Raw genomic sequence first — 15,274 nt, forward strand, 5'->3', positions numbered from 1 at the left:
AACGGCTCCGGTGGATGATCCGGAGCAGGGTCGATAGATGTCGCGCGAAAACAAAAGCGCGTGCCTAGAGGCTTAAAACAAGCGCTTGTCCCTTAACAGATACATGAATGCCCAGTGGCTGCACAGCTTCCTCCAGGACGATCTTCCATTCCCGCCCGCCCCTCCAATCGACCAGAACGTCTGGTGTAATGCCGGGACCGAACTGGATGGTCATATGAGGAGGAACGATCTGTTTGAGAGCAAAACTGAGGGGGATTTGCGATCCAAATCCTATTGCTTGCGCTTCAAGGGAGGATTTGGGTTTCAGTATTGCGGTTTTATTCTTATTCCCTCCAGTCTGTTGGGAATGTTGAGGTTTTCTTTTGTTGAGAGATTTGGCTGGTTTCGGTTGAGTCTTCTTGATGCCTTCGGCCGCATGAGATGCTGAGGGCAGAACTGTAAATTCGGCTTTGGCGGGAGCACAAAGGGCGAATGACCCAAGAAGAACAATAGAGAGCAACGCACGCATAGGTATCCCCTTTCCATTGCTCTCAAAGGTTGTTGAAGCGCATGCAAACTCAAACGGGATATTTTCTGAATCGGTCTCGCGCGATTTTAAAGGAATAGCTAAAAAAGCATGTTCTTCACGGACTAGCGAGCGCGCACATGAGAGATTTATCGGGGGAGGCTTATGCCGAGAAAGCCCGTTAACATAAACAATCTAGACGATGAAACTCTTAAGAGCCTCGCAATTATTGGGAAAAAAATAAAAGATATGAGGGTAGCGAAAGGACTCTCTCAAAAGGCTTTAAGCGGCAAGTCTGGCGTATCACACCAATATATATTGTTGATTGAGATAGGAACACAAAACGCTACAATAGGAATATTAAAACGTATCTCTGACGCTCTAGAAGTTCCATTTTATTCAATATTACCAGATGAATGGCTGACTGGCGGCCTTGATGAATATGTACTCAATCTTTTTGAGAAACAGTCATCCCATCTAAAAAAGGACTTTGCTGATAATTCGATGACCGTTTCAATTCTTGACAATATGTGGAAGAAATTTGATGAAGCTCGAACTATGATTGAAGAAGCGCAACGAGCATTGGGGGACATATTGGAACGTGTGAAATCTGGAAAATGAGGAAAGCCTATTAACATGAATTTCTGATATCTAATATTTTAGTTCTTGACTGATCTATTATATTAGAGCGAAAGTCTGTTCCGGTTAAGGTCACCGGAGCGGATCCCTATGCTGTTGCAGCCAAGCCTGCCAGGATTGGACTATCTCGAGCAGGATGAGACGCATGCGTCTGTCCTGTCTTTCACTGCCCCACCACGCGCATCGGTTCTCCAGTCGCTCGACCTGATCCTGATGGGCATGGTTGGCGCAGGGCTCGGGATCGAGGCTCTCTGTCTCTATTTCGATCTCACGCGAATTCAGTTGTGTGAGCGCTTGCTCGCGCTCGATCTGGAGATGCCAGCGGATAAACCCATCAGGCGGTTTGCCGGTAAAAATCCCTGGAGCGTCGAGGATATACGCCATCTCATCCGATGGTGGAGTGATGGCATCCATGTCAAAAGCATCGCGCCCAGCCTTGCCCGTTCTGAGAATGCGATACGCGCCAAAGCGCGACGGATCGGGCTTCCACGGCGTGATCGCCGGCTTTTGTCATATCAAGATCTTCCACCGCTAAAGCCGCTTCCTCTCGATGAGCCGTCATCGGAAAGCCTTCAGAGTGACATTCTTCCAGAAACGCATTCAAACCTCACACTCACGCCTCAGACAAAACGGTTTGGCGTCGAAATCTGGAAGAAAGAGCACGATGATGATGCGTTGCTGCTCTATTTTGGTCAGATCAACAATGCCATGGCGGCCCAATATCTGAACGATAAATGGGGCACTCACTATTCCGCGGCGGCCGTAAGCTCCCGTTGGACACGCCTCGGCTGTAAGGGCCGAAATCGCAAAGCAATGGCGGCGTCTTTCGATCCGGTCACTGCCGAAGCCAATTTCAAGGCATCCGGTTTCGTCAAACGTCAATGTCATACATTGAAACGCGTGTTTGTCGAAAGGCGGGGCGTCTATTCCTACAATTGCCCCGAGGCACAAAAACGCGTGGAGAAAATCACGATCAGGAAGCCGCGCGAAACCGTGGATCATTATCGTCGCGGATCGGTCAGCTTGCCTGTGCTCAAATTTCTCGAGCGTAATTCGTCTCTCTAATTCATTTTCACGATTTTGTTTTCGCGCGGCAAAGCGGGAGCCTCATGCCATGCAAAACCAACGTGCGGCTGTCATGCGTCGTTTATCCGATCCCGATTTTCAGGCCTCTCTTGTCAACAAGAGCATCATGCTCGTCATGGGCATGTTTGTCATGCAGGCCATCTTCGTCATCCATGATGTCTATGTGTGGATGAACCCGCCACAAAACAAGTTTTTCATCGTGGATGGAAAAGGGCCTCCGCATCTTGCGACTCCCTTGTCGAGCCCGGTTCGTGGCGATCGCGAAATGCTCGCCTGGACCGTGGATTCCATCCTCGGCGTGTATAACCTGAACTATCACGATTATCCCGTGCAATTGACGACGGCGGGCCGTCGCTTCACGCAGAAGGGCTGGATCAGCTGGGCTGACAGTTACAAAAAGAGCGGTAATTTCGACACCATGAAACAGGCCATGCTGCTCTGTGACGCGCAGGCCCAGCGGGCGGCGATCATTCGCGAAAGCACAATGCTGCAAGACGCGCTTGCCTACAGGATCGAAGTTCCGATCGTTCAGACCTGCCGCAACTCGCAGCAAACCTCATCACAAAATATGCTGCTGACCGCGCTCGTCGTCCGCACCAATTCCGAAGATTATCCTGACGGGCTCGCGATCGAGCAACTCGTTGCCCGGCCTATGTGAGGAGTGCCATGCCCAACCAATTCAATTTATGGTGTTGCGCCAGCGCGCTGATCCTCCTGTCAGGATCAGCGTTCGCGCAAGTTGTTGCCAATACGGGGAATAATTCTCTCTCGCCCAATGATGTGGAAGTCGGCCCCGCGACGGATCTACCGGCCAACGCTCTCCCTCTTACCCCTGAAATGATCCGTGAACTCGGTCGGCGCTACCGTGAGATCAAGCGGGAAGAAGAGCGGGCAACGACGCAAATCGCGACCCCCGTTAGCCGCAGGATCAATGTCGCCTTCATTCCCGGCCAGGCGACGAATATCATTCAAACGGTCAAGGGCTATCCTTCGGCGATTTCCTTCTTTGATAGCACCGGGCAGCCCTGGCCGATCGAGTGGAACTCCAATTCCAATCCCTCATCGATCGCGGGCGGCAGCAATTGCAATGCCACGACCAATACGGGTGGGCCGGCCGTTGCAGCGGTCGGTTTTCATGTGTGTACGCCAACAAAAGGTAGCAACGTCCTCGAGGTCACGCCAATGTCACTGGAGCCGCGTGGAGGCCTGGTGGTGACACTCGAAGGCGCGCCGAAGCCACTCTCCTTCATGCTGGTCGGCGGCGGCGGACGCTACGATTCCGATGTTTCTGTTCATGTCGCCGATCGCGGACCGCATGCAAAGGTCGAGATCACGCGGAGAACACCCGCCCCGGATACGGGCTCCGGCTTTCTGACGGCGATGCTGGATGGCGTCCCCCCGGCCGAAGCCACGCCGCTCGTCGTGAGCGGCGTCTCGCCCGAGGATCTTCGAGCCTGGAGGCTCGGCGATAAGGTGTTCTTGCGCACGCGCATGACTTTGATTTCGCCAGAATGGACGGCCTCGGAGGCGGGCGAGGGTGGCCTGACGATCTATTCCGTACCGGCAACGCCTGTCGTGCTTCTCTCCGGGCATGGCCGTACCGTTTCCGCCGCCTTGCAGGAGCAATGAAATGGTCGATTTGAGCGCAAGCCTCAGCAAATTCTTGCCGCGTAAGCCGGCCTTTTTGAATGCAGGTGGAAAGGGGGGACCGCGGCGCCTTCTAGTCATCGCGAGCACAGGGGTCAGCATGATGGCCCTCGTGGTCGTGCTCTCGTTGCAGAGCCAGAAGGACTCTCTCGATTCGAGCGTCACCAAGCCGCCTGCGATCAATCCGAATCCTGGCGGCCTGCAGTCCGATCCCGCCCAAGAAAAATTGCGGACGGTCACGCAAAGGGAGCAAGCCAAAAAGGCCGAAGAAATTGGCTATTCGTTTACGCCTGTCATGGCGGGCAGTCAGCGCACGAAACCTTTGATCACTCCTGAATTCCCGGAGGTGCAGGAGCCCCCGAAACCTCTTGTCGGAACTCCCGTCATCGCTCCCGTAACGCCGCCGAAGCGCGTTGTCTCACTCAATCCGGCTGTGGAGAGCGATGCTCCCTCGCAAGCGATGATCCACAAGGTTGCGCAACGGAGCCAGGAAGAAGACAAAGCCTATCAGATGGCGATCGCGCAGATGCTGAGCTCCTGGGAAGGACGCCCACCCCGTACCGATATCATTCTACCTCCCGAAGACAAGATCATCAGTAAAAGCGGAGATGAACCGCGTGCGTCACAGGCCGAGCCTGCCTCTGGTCTGGCGGCGCGATCCAAAGCCAACCGATCCCCGGCCATCCTTGATCAGCGGGCAAGGGAAACGGTGCTGATCCCGGCTGGCCGCATGATCTATGCCCATACGGTCACGGCGGCTGATAGCGACAGCAACGGCCCCATCATCCTGCAGGCCGATAGCGGTCCCCTGGCCGGAGACCGGATGATTGGCTCTTTTTCCAAGAGCAAAAGCACGCGGCTTATCGTCCTGGTCCAGAAGATTGAACACAATGGCCAGGAACTCACGGCTGACGGCCTCGTCGTGGCGCCTGACACGATGGAGACAACGGTCGCCTCCGATGTCGATCAACATTACATGGAACGCGTGATCATTCCGGGCGCCGCCGCTTTTGTCGAAGGGGTCGGCCAGGCGATCGCCATGAGCAATACGACCAGTCAGGTCAGCCCCTTGGGCGGGGTCACGGCTTTCACGAAGCTCAATTTTCAACAGCAGCTTGGGGTTGGCGCGGGCGCGGTCGCCAGTCGCCTGGGAAGCATTCTCACCCAGCAAATGCCGACCGGCCCAACCGTGCAGCTCGGCGCCAATCTTCCCGTCGGCGTCATGTTTATCTCTCCCGTAAAAATGAAAACTGCCGCGGACCAAGCCTCGTCTTTCGCGCAGTAGGACAAGACGATTGGACAGGGGAAATCAGAAGCATTGATTGAGGGAGTATGATGTGATGACAGCACAAACCATGGCTCTGATCGAGGATGATGATGACGACGATCATGGATCGTCTGTCGCCCAGTCAGAAGGGTCTCACGCGCTTGTGGCCGGCCGTTCGGCCTCTTTCTGGCGCAAGCCCTTGCCTCAATGGCTCAGCGGCAAGAAGGCACGACGAGAGGGTTCCGGTCAGGCTGACACACAGGCCGAGCTCCAAGCACCAGAGACAGCCCCTGAAACGGAGGCCGACGCCCCTATTGGCTTGCCAGGAGAAGGCCAGGCGATCCTTGAGCCCCCACAGGGAGCCGAGGGCGCTCAAACGCCAGGGAAGTCCCAATGGAAGCCTTCCAAGCCGCTCCTGATAGGAGTGTCGCTCACGGCTTTGCTGGTAGCCGCGAACATCGGTATCATGTCTTACCCGCAGTCGTCTCCGTCGCTCCCTGTGGCCGGCCCGGTGGCGGAGCGCCAGGCCGGGCCTTTGGCGCCTTTGGCGAAACTTGCGACTGTCCAACCGCATCAGCCTGCGGAAGATCCCACGGCGGTCAGCGTTCCCGCCCAAAGTCCGATGGACGAGCTTCTCTCATTTCATCCGGTGGACCCCATCACGGGAAAGGCAAGCGGAGGAGAAGAGCATAAAGCGGCTCAGCCGATCTTGGCCAAACTGGAAGTCGCGCCGCAACAGAGCAAAACCACAGCTTTTCCGATGGATTACTTCGGAACGCAGGCTTTCGCCTCTCTGAATGGCCAGGATCAGACGTCCAGCAAACCGGCTGAGACGGTCACTGAGCCTATGATGCAGGCAGCTACGCAGGCCAAGATCGAGGAGACCAAGTCCAGCGATATCCCGCGTGTAGACGTCAAGGAGGCCAAACCCTCGTCACAAGGGACCGTGCCACAAACTCTTGTGACGTCAGCCGTCTCCACCGATCCGCATGACGCGGAAAATCGTGCCCTGGCGATGGTCACCGAATATGCGACGATCGTCGGCGAGCTCCGGACTGAGGTCGCGGAGATGAAACAGAAACTCGCCCATGCCAGCCAAAGCAACGAGGCGAGGATTTCCGATCTCGAACGGCGCGTGACCTTTACCGAAGCACGGCGAGCGCTCGATGCGGCGCATGATGCACCGCGCCTGGTCGCCATGCCGGTGCCGCCCGGAGCTCAAAAAGCCGGAGGCAAACCCTCTGCGAATACCGGCATGATCAAAGCCTCGTTCGACCCTTCCTCCCGCGAGCCCACTCCCTCGATCGAGGGCCGGCCGCGCTATCGGGTTCAGGCGGCCTCCCCCAATCTAGCCATGTTGACGGCTCTGGACCGCAGCGGCGAGGCGGATGGGCAGATCCAGGTGGCGATCGGCGACGTGATCCCCAATTACGGCCGGGTCAAGCAGATCGCGCAAAAGGGGACGAGCTGGGTGATCGAGACGGATCAGGGCACGATCGAATAGGAGCGGGGGATGCAGGGGCTCGTCAATTTCGCGGCGGCCGTCGGACAAGGGCTGGCTGTCTTTTTGCCAACCTTTTGTTATCTGACGGCCATTGGTCTGTTTCTTTTTGCAGGATGGGGGTTCTGGCGCCAGGCACAACCGGATAATCCCTATCGGGGCAAACCGTGGATCCCGATATTCTCTCTCGTGCTCTGCGGTGTCTTTGCCTCCTTTGATCGCATTTTGACGATGGCGAATGTGTCGATGGGCACGAACCTCCAGGTCTCACTATCCAATAATCTGACCTCGTATGCTCCCCCGGTGGATGGGAATGTACTCGGGACGACTCCAGGGACGACGTTGTTGAATGTCGTCACCTTGTTCCAGAGCTTTTTTCAGGCGTTCGGAGCCATGGCCTGTTTCTTTGCGGTGTTGACATGGTGGTCGATCGTGACGGGTCGCACGAACCGGAGCACGGTCGGTACGGGAGTTCAATTCGTCTTTGGAGTTCTGCTCATCAATGTCATGACCGTTGCGACGTGGCTTGTGACTATTTTCCAGACTTGATGAAAGTAAGAGCTTTACCGATGAACGGTTTATATATTGGCGCCTTGTTCTTCCTTGGTTTAACTGCATACTCACTGTTCAAAGGGTTTGTGCGCGGACCAAAACGTTATTACATACTAGCGGGTTCTATTTTTTTGTTTGTATCTAGCTTCTATGTAGCGGTTGATTTGTTGCATTTGTAATGCTCGTGCCTGGCATTGTGGCAAAACGCCTATCAGGATAGGTTTTCCGAAGTTTCGTAGCTCCTTCCTCCCGCCTGTCCCTTGATCCCGCTCTCATGGCGGGATTTTTTTGTTTATCTGAAATTATTCTTTTGAGGCCGTATATGTTTTCTCATGACATCCTCTGACACTGGCTATCGAAGGAAACAATCCTTCGATTTTGTTCAGGAGTGTGATCATGCAATTGCTTGGTGTGAAGAAGAAGGCCGCCGACAAGACGGAGGCCGATACGGAAAAGAAATCCCTGGTCGAGCGCATCCTTGGTGTTGGCGCGGTGGGTGTTTCCCTCGGCGCTTTGATGACCGGTCAGGCCTTTGCTCAGGGCGCGAGTCCAGCTGGTGGCATCGGCGCACAGTTGAACTCGTTGACGTCGGAAGCGATCAATTCCGGTGGCCAGGCGGGCCAGATGGCGATGTATCTCGCGGCTCTGCTCTGTTTCGTCGCGGGTGTTTGGGCTCTGTGGCAGGCGCAGCAGCCACAGAACCGTGAAGGGGGCATGCGGGCGGCGGGGATCGCCGGTATCATCCTCTGCGGTTTGTTCGCGACGGGCGGTACTTGGATCAACAAGGCCGCGATGAGTACGGGTGGTAAGACTGCTACGGTGAGCGCTACCCCGCAAACTGTTTCATTCCAGTAAGGCGGGCCAAAACGATCATGCCTCTTCTGCCGCTTGTGCCGAATATTCTGGAGGGATCGGCGTTTCTGGTCCCTCCCACGCATGAGCGGCAGACCACACTATTCTCCTGCCAGTTTTGTGGTTTTGACGCCGCAGGCTGGCAGGTGCCATTTCAAGACCCTGAAACCGGCAAGGCCGGTTCGTCCTGTGTCCTTTGTTCCTTGGTCCTTCGGCTCGATCGTCCCCGGATCGATGAAGAGCTGGCTTTGATCTGGTTGCCGGAAATGTCTCAGGCAGCCGTGAATGCCGTTGCCCGCTCCCTCCACGGACTCTTCTTCGCTCATGGCGAGGCGCCGTCACCAGCTTTGAGGCCCCATGGAGAGACGGCGCGGATGCGGGCGGCTTGGTTCTTCTGGCAGAGTTTGCTTCAGCGGCAGGCTATCGCCAAGGAGCGTTTCGGCTCGGATCGGCCCAGCGATATTGGCCAGGTCCTGGCCTCGGTGGCTCCACTGATTTTCAATCGCCGGAGCAAGCTTCTGTCGGGTCTGCGCCTTTTGCCACTCGGTCATGTTTATCAAGGCGGGCAGGACCATTATCCGCGTCTTTTGGCGAGTTATCTCAAGACGCAAAAACAGGCCGGGCAGGGGATCAGGGGTACGGTTGAGACAGTCCCGTCAGCATCCTGAAAGGTCCGCTCATGAATTTCATTGCTCAATGGCTCGCCTCGCTGAGCCTGATGCTTAAACAACCCCTTGGCGCCTATTGCGATGTCGAGACGGCGCATGGGGATGCGCTCGTCACGCGTTACGGCGATTATCTGTCCTTCGTGCGGATCGATGGCTTGCGGCGGATGTGTACCAAGGCCGAATATGCCGACATGGCCAAGGCCATGCGGCTCGATCTTTCGGGCACCTTGGAAGAGCGCGGACATGCCATCCAAGGCTTTTATATCTCGGACCCTGATCTTTCGGAGCGCGAGATCAATCGTGTGAACATGACCGCCTGCCGGACGGTGGCGAAGGAAGTCGGTCTCGATCTGGACGACATTCTGGATGAGCGGATGCGGATCTGGCCCCGCGTGATGCGCTGGGAAGCCGCCTATTACGTGTTGTGGACGAGGCGCGGCATCCTTACCAAGGAAGAGAAGAAAATCCTCAAAGAGGAAATGGCGGAGCTCGCCAAGGGCTGTCCCGCAATCGGCGAGTCGCAGAAATATTTCCTGCGCAGCGAAGTGACGGCGGCTCATCACGCGGGTTTTGTCGCGCGTGTCGTCAATTCCTTCAAGAGCCTCGACATTCACGCGGAAGAACTGACGGCGCATGATGCGCTGAAGGTGGCGAGGGAGACACTTTATCGAGAGACCTCTGGCTCGCCTTGGAAAGCGATCTTGCCGGGGCAGAAGGTGATGCCGCGCCTGCCGGAGGATGACGAAAAGCATCCCACAGCGGAGGGCTTGCTCTGGCCCTCGATCCGCTCGCAAATGCTGACGTTCGATGCGATCACGCAGGGCGGTCAGCAAGTGGCACTTGGCACGAATACCTATGCCCCGATCGACATGGTGATGGGACCTGAGGACCCGCGTCCCTTTCTCGAACTGGCGAGTTATCTGGGACAGGATCGTATTCCCTGGCGCGCTTCGTTCCTACTCGAAGCGGCGGGGCGAAACGGCATGGCCTTCAAGGAGATCGGTGCAACCTTTCTTGGCATGTTTCCCCAAAACGGGGACCTGCGCCGTGCCTTTGCCGCCTTGCGGCAGGCCAGAGAGGAAGACAATCATGGGGCCGTCAAGTTTCGGGCCTCCTTTGCCACTTGGGCGCCAGGCGATGATATCCGCAAGCTGCGCCGCCGTGCCTCCACGTTGTCGCAACGTCTCGAGGGCTGGGGCAATTGCAAAACAGGTACGATGGCGGGCGATCCGCTCGATGCGGCGATGAGCTCGGTTCCCGGAATGGCGGTCGCCTCGACCGCGCCGCCGTCTCTCGCCCTATTGGGTGATGCTTTGCTGATGCAGCCCTGGAGCCGCACGGCATCTCCCTGGGAGGCTGGCTCGGTCCTGTTCCAACTGCCGCATGGGGGCCTCTGGCCCTATGATCCTGCTGGGGGCTCGAAACGCCCATCTGTCGTCGATATCTTTGTGGCCCCGCCCCGTTCGGGCAAATCGGTGCTGGCCAATACGATCAATCTCGGCCTGTGCCTCAGTTCCGCGGTGCTCGGCTCGCGCGGGGCCAAACTGCCGATGATCGGCAAAGTCGATATCGGGCCTTCGGCGCAAGGCTTCGTGCGGCTCATTCAGGAAGCTCTGGGACCCGCGCGCCGGCATGAGGCAATCTATACCCTGATGCAGCTCACCCCAGGCTATGAATTCAATGTTTTTGACTTACAGCTCGGATGTGAATACCCGCTCACCTTGGAACGGGCTTTTCTGCAGAACTTCCTCGTTCTCTTGACGTTACCGCCTGATCGTAACGAGCCCCATGAGGGCGTGCCGCAATTGATCAATGTGCTGATCGACGAGGTTTACCGCCTGCATACGGACATTCAAGGCGGTTATCCGAAGATCTATCAGGCCGGGGTGGAAAAGGAGGTGGACAAGGCAATCGCCAAGCATGGGATCGTGCTGCATGAGCATGAGCCGCATTGGCGTGATGTCGTGAACGAATTGTTCAAGTGTGGCGAATATCGGCTGGCGGAAGTCGCACAGCGTCATGCCGTGCCGGTCCTTGAGGATCTGATCAGAGCGGTGCAATCCGAGATTGTAAAGGATCAGTTCAACGCCCTGCAACTGCACACCACGGCCGAGAAGGTGACGGAACTGTTCTCGCGTTATCTGCAGGATGCGATCCGCATGTATCCGATCCTGAACAAGCCTACGAAACTGGATTTCGGGCCAGCCCGCATCATCGTTCTCGATTTGGAGGAAGTGGCTCCGCAAGGTTCGGCAGTGGCCGATCGGCAGACGTCAATCATGTATCTTCTGGCGCGTTATATCTTGGCACGGAATTTCTTTCTCAAACCAGAGTATCTGGTGCAAGTGCCGAATGCCTATCGGGATTACCATCACGATCGTTTCCGCGAGGCCTATGAAAGCATCAAACGCCTGGACTATGATGAATGGCACCGTACTTCTGGCAGCCCACAGATTCGTGCTCAAGCGGCTCGCGATATTCGCGAAGGGGGCAAGCACAATGTCCAGTTGGCCTTTACCTCGCAGCAAATCAAGGACATGGGCGATGACATCATCAGCCAATCGACAGGCCGTTGGATTTTGCGGGCGGGTGACGAGGAAGAGGCCAAAATCATCATCGAGCGTTTCCATTTGACGGAAGCCTCGGCACGAGTCCTACGCTCCAGTCTCAATGGTCCTGGCCCGAATGGCGCTCCTGTTCTGACGATCCTAGAGGCCGGGGCTTACCGCTATGAGCAATTGCTCGTGAACCGTCTGGGGCCGGTCGAACTTTGGGCCTTTTCGACAACGCCTGGCGATACGAGCCTGCGCAACAGACTTTATTCGCGGCTCGGCTTCAGCGAGGCCTTGCGCCGCTTGTCGCAAATCTTTCCGCATGGCTCCGCGCTGAAGGAGATCGAGCGCCGCAAGGAGGAACGGTTACGCAATGGCGAGCGCGATGAGAGCGTGCAGGCGGGTGTGGTTGACGAACTCGTGGAGGAATTGATGGATGGTCTCGGCATCGGCCTCAAACTGCGCGACCAGGTCGAAGCCCAGAACGAAGAAAAAAGCCTGGCGTCCGTAGCCTGACGCCGAGGCCCTTTCTTTTTCACACGATCATGGGTTGTAATGCCTCTCGAGCCTTGCAGGCTCCGTCTATGCCTGGCCGCACTTCCTTCCTCGTCCGATATCAGCCGGGAGGGCAAACAAGGCCCCGATCGAGATGCGCAAAACACGGAAAGTATGCTTTTCGTGGTCAGGTTAAGTCATAGCTGGAAATCGGGGCAAGCTGAGAGGGTCTGGGTGGTGAAAAGCCATTCAGACCCGTTTTTTAGGGGCAGTCGGAGGAAAGGATGGCGCCACAAACTTTGATCTTCATCTTGGAAGGATTGGCGATCGGCCTTGCCTGCCTGTTCCTGCTCTCGAAATTCGGAAAGCCGGCTTTTCCCTATCAGGCGAAGACTTTGCTGACAGCTTGGGAAATCAATGCCTTGAAGGAACTTGTTCGCACTTTGCCGCCGAGCCTGCACCCCTGTCCCCAGGTGAGACTGGCGGATCTCGTGATGATCAAACAGGGGCTTTCAGGGCGGCATCGGTTTACCGCGCTCAACCGGGTCGCCGCTAAAAGCGTGGATTTCGTCATTCTGGAACACCACACGGGGCGGATTGTGTTGGTCATCGAGCTCGATGACAAGACCCATGCGCGGCGCGATCGGCGTGTTCGCGATCGCTTTGTCGATGATGTCCTCAATCGCTGCGCCATTCCTCTGCTTCGGGTGAAGCCGGGAGAATCGATTGCCTCGCGTGTGCTCTCGCACGGCGCACTTTTACCTTGAGATCAGAAACCCGGATGTTCTGGAGGAAACGATGTCCTTGCCGAAAGTGCTCTGTATTGCCGCCCTGCCTGTCGCCGCTCTAGGTTTTATCGGCTTCAAAGTGAATGAGGCTTGGACGAAACAAGAGATTACGGAACAGGTCCGGTCCTTTTATGATCATACTTGCGGTTTACTTGCGCCGATTACGCCGCAGGAAAATGAGACGATATCAGTTGAACAATACGATGCCCTGGTTGACGCCGGCATGATGACACGGAGCCCGGAGGCCGTGTATGGCCTGACGGCGCAAGGGCAGGCGGCGTTTCAATTGAGGGATAAATGGCCGATGGGCAAGGCTGGGCTCTGCGCTTATCATTTCGAGGATGCGACTGTAGAAGACGTCTCCCTCACAGAAATCATATCCAATCATTTTCTGCGGCATGTGACCTTTAAGTTCCACACACGCTACGAGGATTGGGCCAAAACACCATCCGTTCAAAAGGCCTATAGAAGCGAATTGGGTTTGAGCCGTGAAAGCCTGCTGACAGCCCCGATGGTTTTGACCAAATCCGGTTGGATCTTTGTGGAGCCGTTGATTTAGACGTCTCCTTCCAACATTTTACAGAGACTCTTTCAGGTCACGCGCGATCTTAAAGCCGACTGTTTTGCTGGCCTTGATTTTCATGGCTTCCCCGGTCGCCGGATTGCGTCCCTGACGCGAGGCGCGTTTCTTCACTTGAAAGATGCCGAGGCCGCTGATCCTGATTTTGGAGCCTTTCTTCAGGTGTTTGCCGACCAGTTCGACCATATCGTCGAAGAGGGATTCGACGGTTTTTTTCGGCAAATCATGAAGGATGGCGAGATCAGCGCCGATTTGCTTCAAGGTAATCGTCGGGATTTCCGTGGTCTTGGATGAGCTCGCTGCTTTCTTTTCGGTGGCTGGCTTGGATTTCGATATGGCCATGATCGTACCTCGTTGGGTTTGAGTAAATTTCAGCTCCATTCCGTAACGTCTTTCTGCCGCATCGCGGAATCCACAGAAGGACGTCATCCACCAAAAATTGGTCTTGGCCCTTGTAAATCAGCCCAAGGTTTTCGCGTGAGCCGCCCCTAGCCTGATGGGGATCGATAATCAGGAAGTTTTGGGATGAATAAACCGTTTTTTGCTTCTAAACAGGTACAATCACTACTTGATGAAGTAAATAATGCACTGGGTCACCCTGTGCGCGCAGATCATAAGCGTCTAACTGCGAACATACCATTTGGTGCTCTTCATTGGACGCGGGCCGATTTATTTCCTGACAAAGAATGGGGTAAAGCCCACTTTACTATAGAAACAGGCTGTGGAATTGCCTGTATATTCGTAGATATTGTGCAGTCTGAATGTACACTTCCTATAAAGTGTCAAACCGAAAGCGATTGGGATGGGGAATATCCTACTACAAAGTCCGAAATTGAGATCTCTCTGACGTTGAATGACATAAAGTGTCTTGTCGCTATTTTACTTTACAGTTATGCGCCTCTCTCCGTGAGCATTACAACAAGCGAATGAAGGCTATGGATGTGTATATCGAGCCGGTGCTTTTCTATTGTAAGTACCGCTTTTCCAAATACAAATATATCAACAGGGTAACGATGCCGCATTTGCATTCCAATGCCCCGCTCAAGTACATCGAGAATTGCTTTTGCTCCACGTAATTTTGATATTCTTTCGCGTTTGACGAAAGTAAACACCTCACAATTTGATTGGTCACTTTGTACAGATTTGTTCCAGAATTTGAAACTGTAACCAGTACGGTATTCCATAATATTCGCAGCGCCATAGTAAATTAGAGGCTGTTCGTTTTCGCGGCAATACATGGAAGAACGAAACCACGATCTATATGATTTTTCTCCATACGGCGGAATCGAGAGAGATACGGCTTTTTGTTCCTCGGGTGTCATAAATTTAAAACAGTGAACAACCTCATGGAGTCGACTTGTGGAATTAAGCGCGTTTTTAAGATAACCCTTAAGTTCGTTGATGCGTTCTCGGCGATCCGAAATGAGTTTAATCCGTTCAAGGAAGCCGGCGTCGATGTCCATGGTGAACTTTGTATCGCACTCATCGTTAGAGAGCGGATTAAAGACATTAATGATCTCGCTCTTCTTAAGGTGCGATAGATATGGCTTGTTTCCTATTTCCCTTTCCAATTCATCAAGCGCTTGAGAAATTTCCGCCCATGGACATGTAGGTAAGTGAGTCGTCCCTTTTTTTAAGCGGAAATGTGAGCGCTGAACAAAATCATCTTCTTGTGGATTTTTGTCATAATTAATGCCGAGAACTTCTGGATTGTGTGCCTGACGGCATTCGTTATCCGGGCAACGAAAGTCAAGCCTTTTGCGAGGGTGCTTTGTTTGGGAGAAGAATATTTCACGCGCCTCAACTATATCGATAATACGATTAACATCTGTGCAAAATGCCTTGGGTATACTCATATTGATACCTACCAACTGGCGATGCTCGTCATTCCTTCGTCTACATCACTACCTGCCTTTATTGAGCAGACCGTTCCTTTTTAGGTACTTAGAGAATTAAGAGGAACAGCGTTGGCTCGATCACACGCGTGTAGATCTCCGCAATAAATCGCAGAGGAAGACGTAGAGTCGGACAAGCTCCTATCCTGACTCATTTTGAGCCAAGGATGTGGACGAATCCATGTTGGCGGATAGAGAACTTCAAAAAATAATTTCGTCTCATGCATATCCAGGAGGTTTTCTCGTG

The 15,274-nt window shown here is 54.7% G+C and carries 16 protein-coding genes; 13 read left to right on the top strand and 3 right to left on the bottom strand.

Features of this window, described 5'->3' with window-relative positions; translation table 11 throughout:
• Nucleotides 1-64 precede the first annotated feature (64 nt).
• Nucleotides 65-508 carry a hypothetical protein gene (locus tag BIND_RS19575; RefSeq protein ID WP_012383001.1) on the bottom strand — a complete coding sequence of 148 codons (444 nt, stop codon included), beginning with the start codon at nt 506-508 and terminating at the stop codon, nt 65-67.
• A 162-nt stretch (nt 509-670) separates the two neighbouring features.
• Between BIND_RS19575 and BIND_RS20365 the strand changes: the two genes are divergently transcribed.
• The 12 genes from BIND_RS20365 to BIND_RS19635 all read left to right on the top strand — a co-directional run bounded on the left by BIND_RS20365 (nt 671) and on the right by BIND_RS19635 (nt 13,111).
• A complete protein-coding gene (locus BIND_RS20365) occupies nt 671-1,126 on the top strand; it encodes a helix-turn-helix domain-containing protein (RefSeq protein WP_012383002.1) in 456 nt (151 codons plus the stop codon).
• Nucleotides 1,127-1,234: 108 nt separating this feature from the next.
• Complete coding sequence (locus tag BIND_RS19585; protein WP_012383003.1) at nt 1,235-2,209, top strand: hypothetical protein; 975 nt, start codon at nt 1,235-1,237, stop codon at nt 2,207-2,209.
• Between the two features lie 49 nt (nt 2,210-2,258).
• The gene (locus BIND_RS19590; RefSeq protein ID WP_012383004.1) at nt 2,259-2,888 is read left to right on the top strand and encodes a DotI/IcmL family type IV secretion protein; all 630 of its coding nucleotides are present in this window, start codon (nt 2,259-2,261) and stop codon (nt 2,886-2,888) included.
• A gap of 8 nt (nt 2,889-2,896) precedes the next feature.
• Nucleotides 2,897-3,859 (top strand): DotH/IcmK family type IV secretion protein, encoded by a 963-nt coding sequence (locus BIND_RS19595; protein WP_012383005.1) that lies wholly within the window; start codon nt 2,897-2,899, stop codon nt 3,857-3,859.
• Between the two features lies 1 nt (nt 3,860).
• Nucleotides 3,861-5,162, top strand: coding sequence for a DotG/IcmE/VirB10 family type IV secretion system protein (locus BIND_RS19600; protein ID WP_012383006.1), 1,302 nt, complete (start codon nt 3,861-3,863; stop codon nt 5,160-5,162).
• A 55-nt stretch (nt 5,163-5,217) separates the two neighbouring features.
• Nucleotides 5,218-6,648 carry a hypothetical protein gene (locus BIND_RS19605; RefSeq protein ID WP_012383007.1) on the top strand — a complete coding sequence of 477 codons (1,431 nt, stop codon included), beginning with the start codon at nt 5,218-5,220 and terminating at the stop codon, nt 6,646-6,648.
• Between the two features lie 9 nt (nt 6,649-6,657).
• Nucleotides 6,658-7,194, top strand: a complete 537-nt coding sequence (locus tag BIND_RS19610; protein WP_012383008.1) for a hypothetical protein — start codon at nt 6,658-6,660, stop codon at nt 7,192-7,194.
• A 399-nt stretch (nt 7,195-7,593) separates the two neighbouring features.
• A complete protein-coding gene (locus BIND_RS19615) occupies nt 7,594-8,052 on the top strand; it encodes a hypothetical protein (RefSeq protein ID WP_012383010.1) in 459 nt (152 codons plus the stop codon).
• A gap of 17 nt (nt 8,053-8,069) precedes the next feature.
• The gene (locus tag BIND_RS19620; protein WP_012383011.1) at nt 8,070-8,717 is read left to right on the top strand and encodes a hypothetical protein; all 648 of its coding nucleotides are present in this window, start codon (nt 8,070-8,072) and stop codon (nt 8,715-8,717) included.
• A gap of 11 nt (nt 8,718-8,728) precedes the next feature.
• The gene (locus BIND_RS19625; RefSeq protein ID WP_012383012.1) at nt 8,729-11,785 is read left to right on the top strand and encodes a secretion protein; all 3,057 of its coding nucleotides are present in this window, start codon (nt 8,729-8,731) and stop codon (nt 11,783-11,785) included.
• Nucleotides 11,786-12,048: 263 nt separating this feature from the next.
• On the top strand, nt 12,049-12,531 hold the full coding sequence (locus tag BIND_RS19630) for a DUF2726 domain-containing protein (protein ID WP_012383013.1): 483 nt from the start codon (nt 12,049-12,051) through the stop codon (nt 12,529-12,531).
• 31 nt (nt 12,532-12,562) lie between these two features.
• Complete coding sequence (locus BIND_RS19635; protein ID WP_012383014.1) at nt 12,563-13,111, top strand: hypothetical protein; 549 nt, start codon at nt 12,563-12,565, stop codon at nt 13,109-13,111.
• 18 nt (nt 13,112-13,129) lie between these two features.
• On the opposite strand, the gene BIND_RS19640 is transcribed toward BIND_RS19635, so the two are convergent.
• Nucleotides 13,130-13,474, bottom strand: coding sequence for an HU family DNA-binding protein (locus BIND_RS19640; protein WP_012383015.1), 345 nt, complete (start codon nt 13,472-13,474; stop codon nt 13,130-13,132).
• A 183-nt stretch (nt 13,475-13,657) separates the two neighbouring features.
• Here BIND_RS19640 and BIND_RS21035 point away from each other — a divergent pair, with 183 nt between their 5' ends.
• On the top strand, nt 13,658-14,062 hold the full coding sequence (locus BIND_RS21035; RefSeq protein ID WP_012383016.1) for a hypothetical protein: 405 nt from the start codon (nt 13,658-13,660) through the stop codon (nt 14,060-14,062).
• On the opposite strand, the gene BIND_RS21040 is transcribed toward BIND_RS21035, so the two are convergent.
• Entirely contained in the window at nt 14,023-14,988 is a 966-nt protein-coding gene (locus tag BIND_RS21040) for a hypothetical protein (protein WP_012383017.1), read from the bottom strand. The genes BIND_RS21035 and BIND_RS21040 overlap by 40 nt on opposite strands.
• Nucleotides 14,989-15,274: the final 286 nt, after the last annotated feature.

The sequence above is a fragment of the Beijerinckia indica subsp. indica ATCC 9039 genome, from assembly GCF_000019845.1.
In the GTDB taxonomy this organism is placed as follows: domain Bacteria; phylum Pseudomonadota; class Alphaproteobacteria; order Rhizobiales; family Beijerinckiaceae; genus Beijerinckia; species Beijerinckia indica.

Bases quoted from the DNA above. Each gene is read 5' to 3' on its own strand.
- BIND_RS19625 (WP_012383012.1), top strand. From the start codon at position 8,729: ATGAATTTCATTGCTCAATGGCTCGCCTCGCTGAGCCTGATGCTTAAA.
- BIND_RS21035 (WP_012383016.1), top strand. From the start codon at position 13,658: ATGAATAAACCGTTTTTTGCTTCTAAACAGGTACAATCACTACTTGAT.
- BIND_RS19605 (WP_012383007.1), top strand. From the start codon at position 5,218: ATGACAGCACAAACCATGGCTCTGATCGAGGATGATGATGACGACGAT.
- BIND_RS19635 (WP_012383014.1), top strand. From the start codon at position 12,563: ATGTCCTTGCCGAAAGTGCTCTGTATTGCCGCCCTGCCTGTCGCCGCT.
- BIND_RS19575 (WP_012383001.1), bottom strand. From the start codon at position 508: ATGCGTGCGTTGCTCTCTATTGTTCTTCTTGGGTCATTCGCCCTTTGT.
- BIND_RS19610 (WP_012383008.1), top strand. From the start codon at position 6,658: ATGCAGGGGCTCGTCAATTTCGCGGCGGCCGTCGGACAAGGGCTGGCT.
- BIND_RS19640 (WP_012383015.1), bottom strand. From the start codon at position 13,474: ATGGCCATATCGAAATCCAAGCCAGCCACCGAAAAGAAAGCAGCGAGC.
- BIND_RS19595 (WP_012383005.1), top strand. From the start codon at position 2,897: ATGCCCAACCAATTCAATTTATGGTGTTGCGCCAGCGCGCTGATCCTC.
- BIND_RS19615 (WP_012383010.1), top strand. From the start codon at position 7,594: ATGCAATTGCTTGGTGTGAAGAAGAAGGCCGCCGACAAGACGGAGGCC.
- BIND_RS20365 (WP_012383002.1), top strand. From the start codon at position 671: ATGCCGAGAAAGCCCGTTAACATAAACAATCTAGACGATGAAACTCTT.
- BIND_RS19585 (WP_012383003.1), top strand. From the start codon at position 1,235: ATGCTGTTGCAGCCAAGCCTGCCAGGATTGGACTATCTCGAGCAGGAT.
- BIND_RS19630 (WP_012383013.1), top strand. From the start codon at position 12,049: ATGGCGCCACAAACTTTGATCTTCATCTTGGAAGGATTGGCGATCGGC.
- BIND_RS19620 (WP_012383011.1), top strand. From the start codon at position 8,070: ATGCCTCTTCTGCCGCTTGTGCCGAATATTCTGGAGGGATCGGCGTTT.
- BIND_RS19590 (WP_012383004.1), top strand. From the start codon at position 2,259: ATGCAAAACCAACGTGCGGCTGTCATGCGTCGTTTATCCGATCCCGAT.
- BIND_RS21040 (WP_012383017.1), bottom strand. From the start codon at position 14,988: ATGAGTATACCCAAGGCATTTTGCACAGATGTTAATCGTATTATCGAT.
- BIND_RS19600 (WP_012383006.1), top strand. From the start codon at position 3,861: ATGGTCGATTTGAGCGCAAGCCTCAGCAAATTCTTGCCGCGTAAGCCG.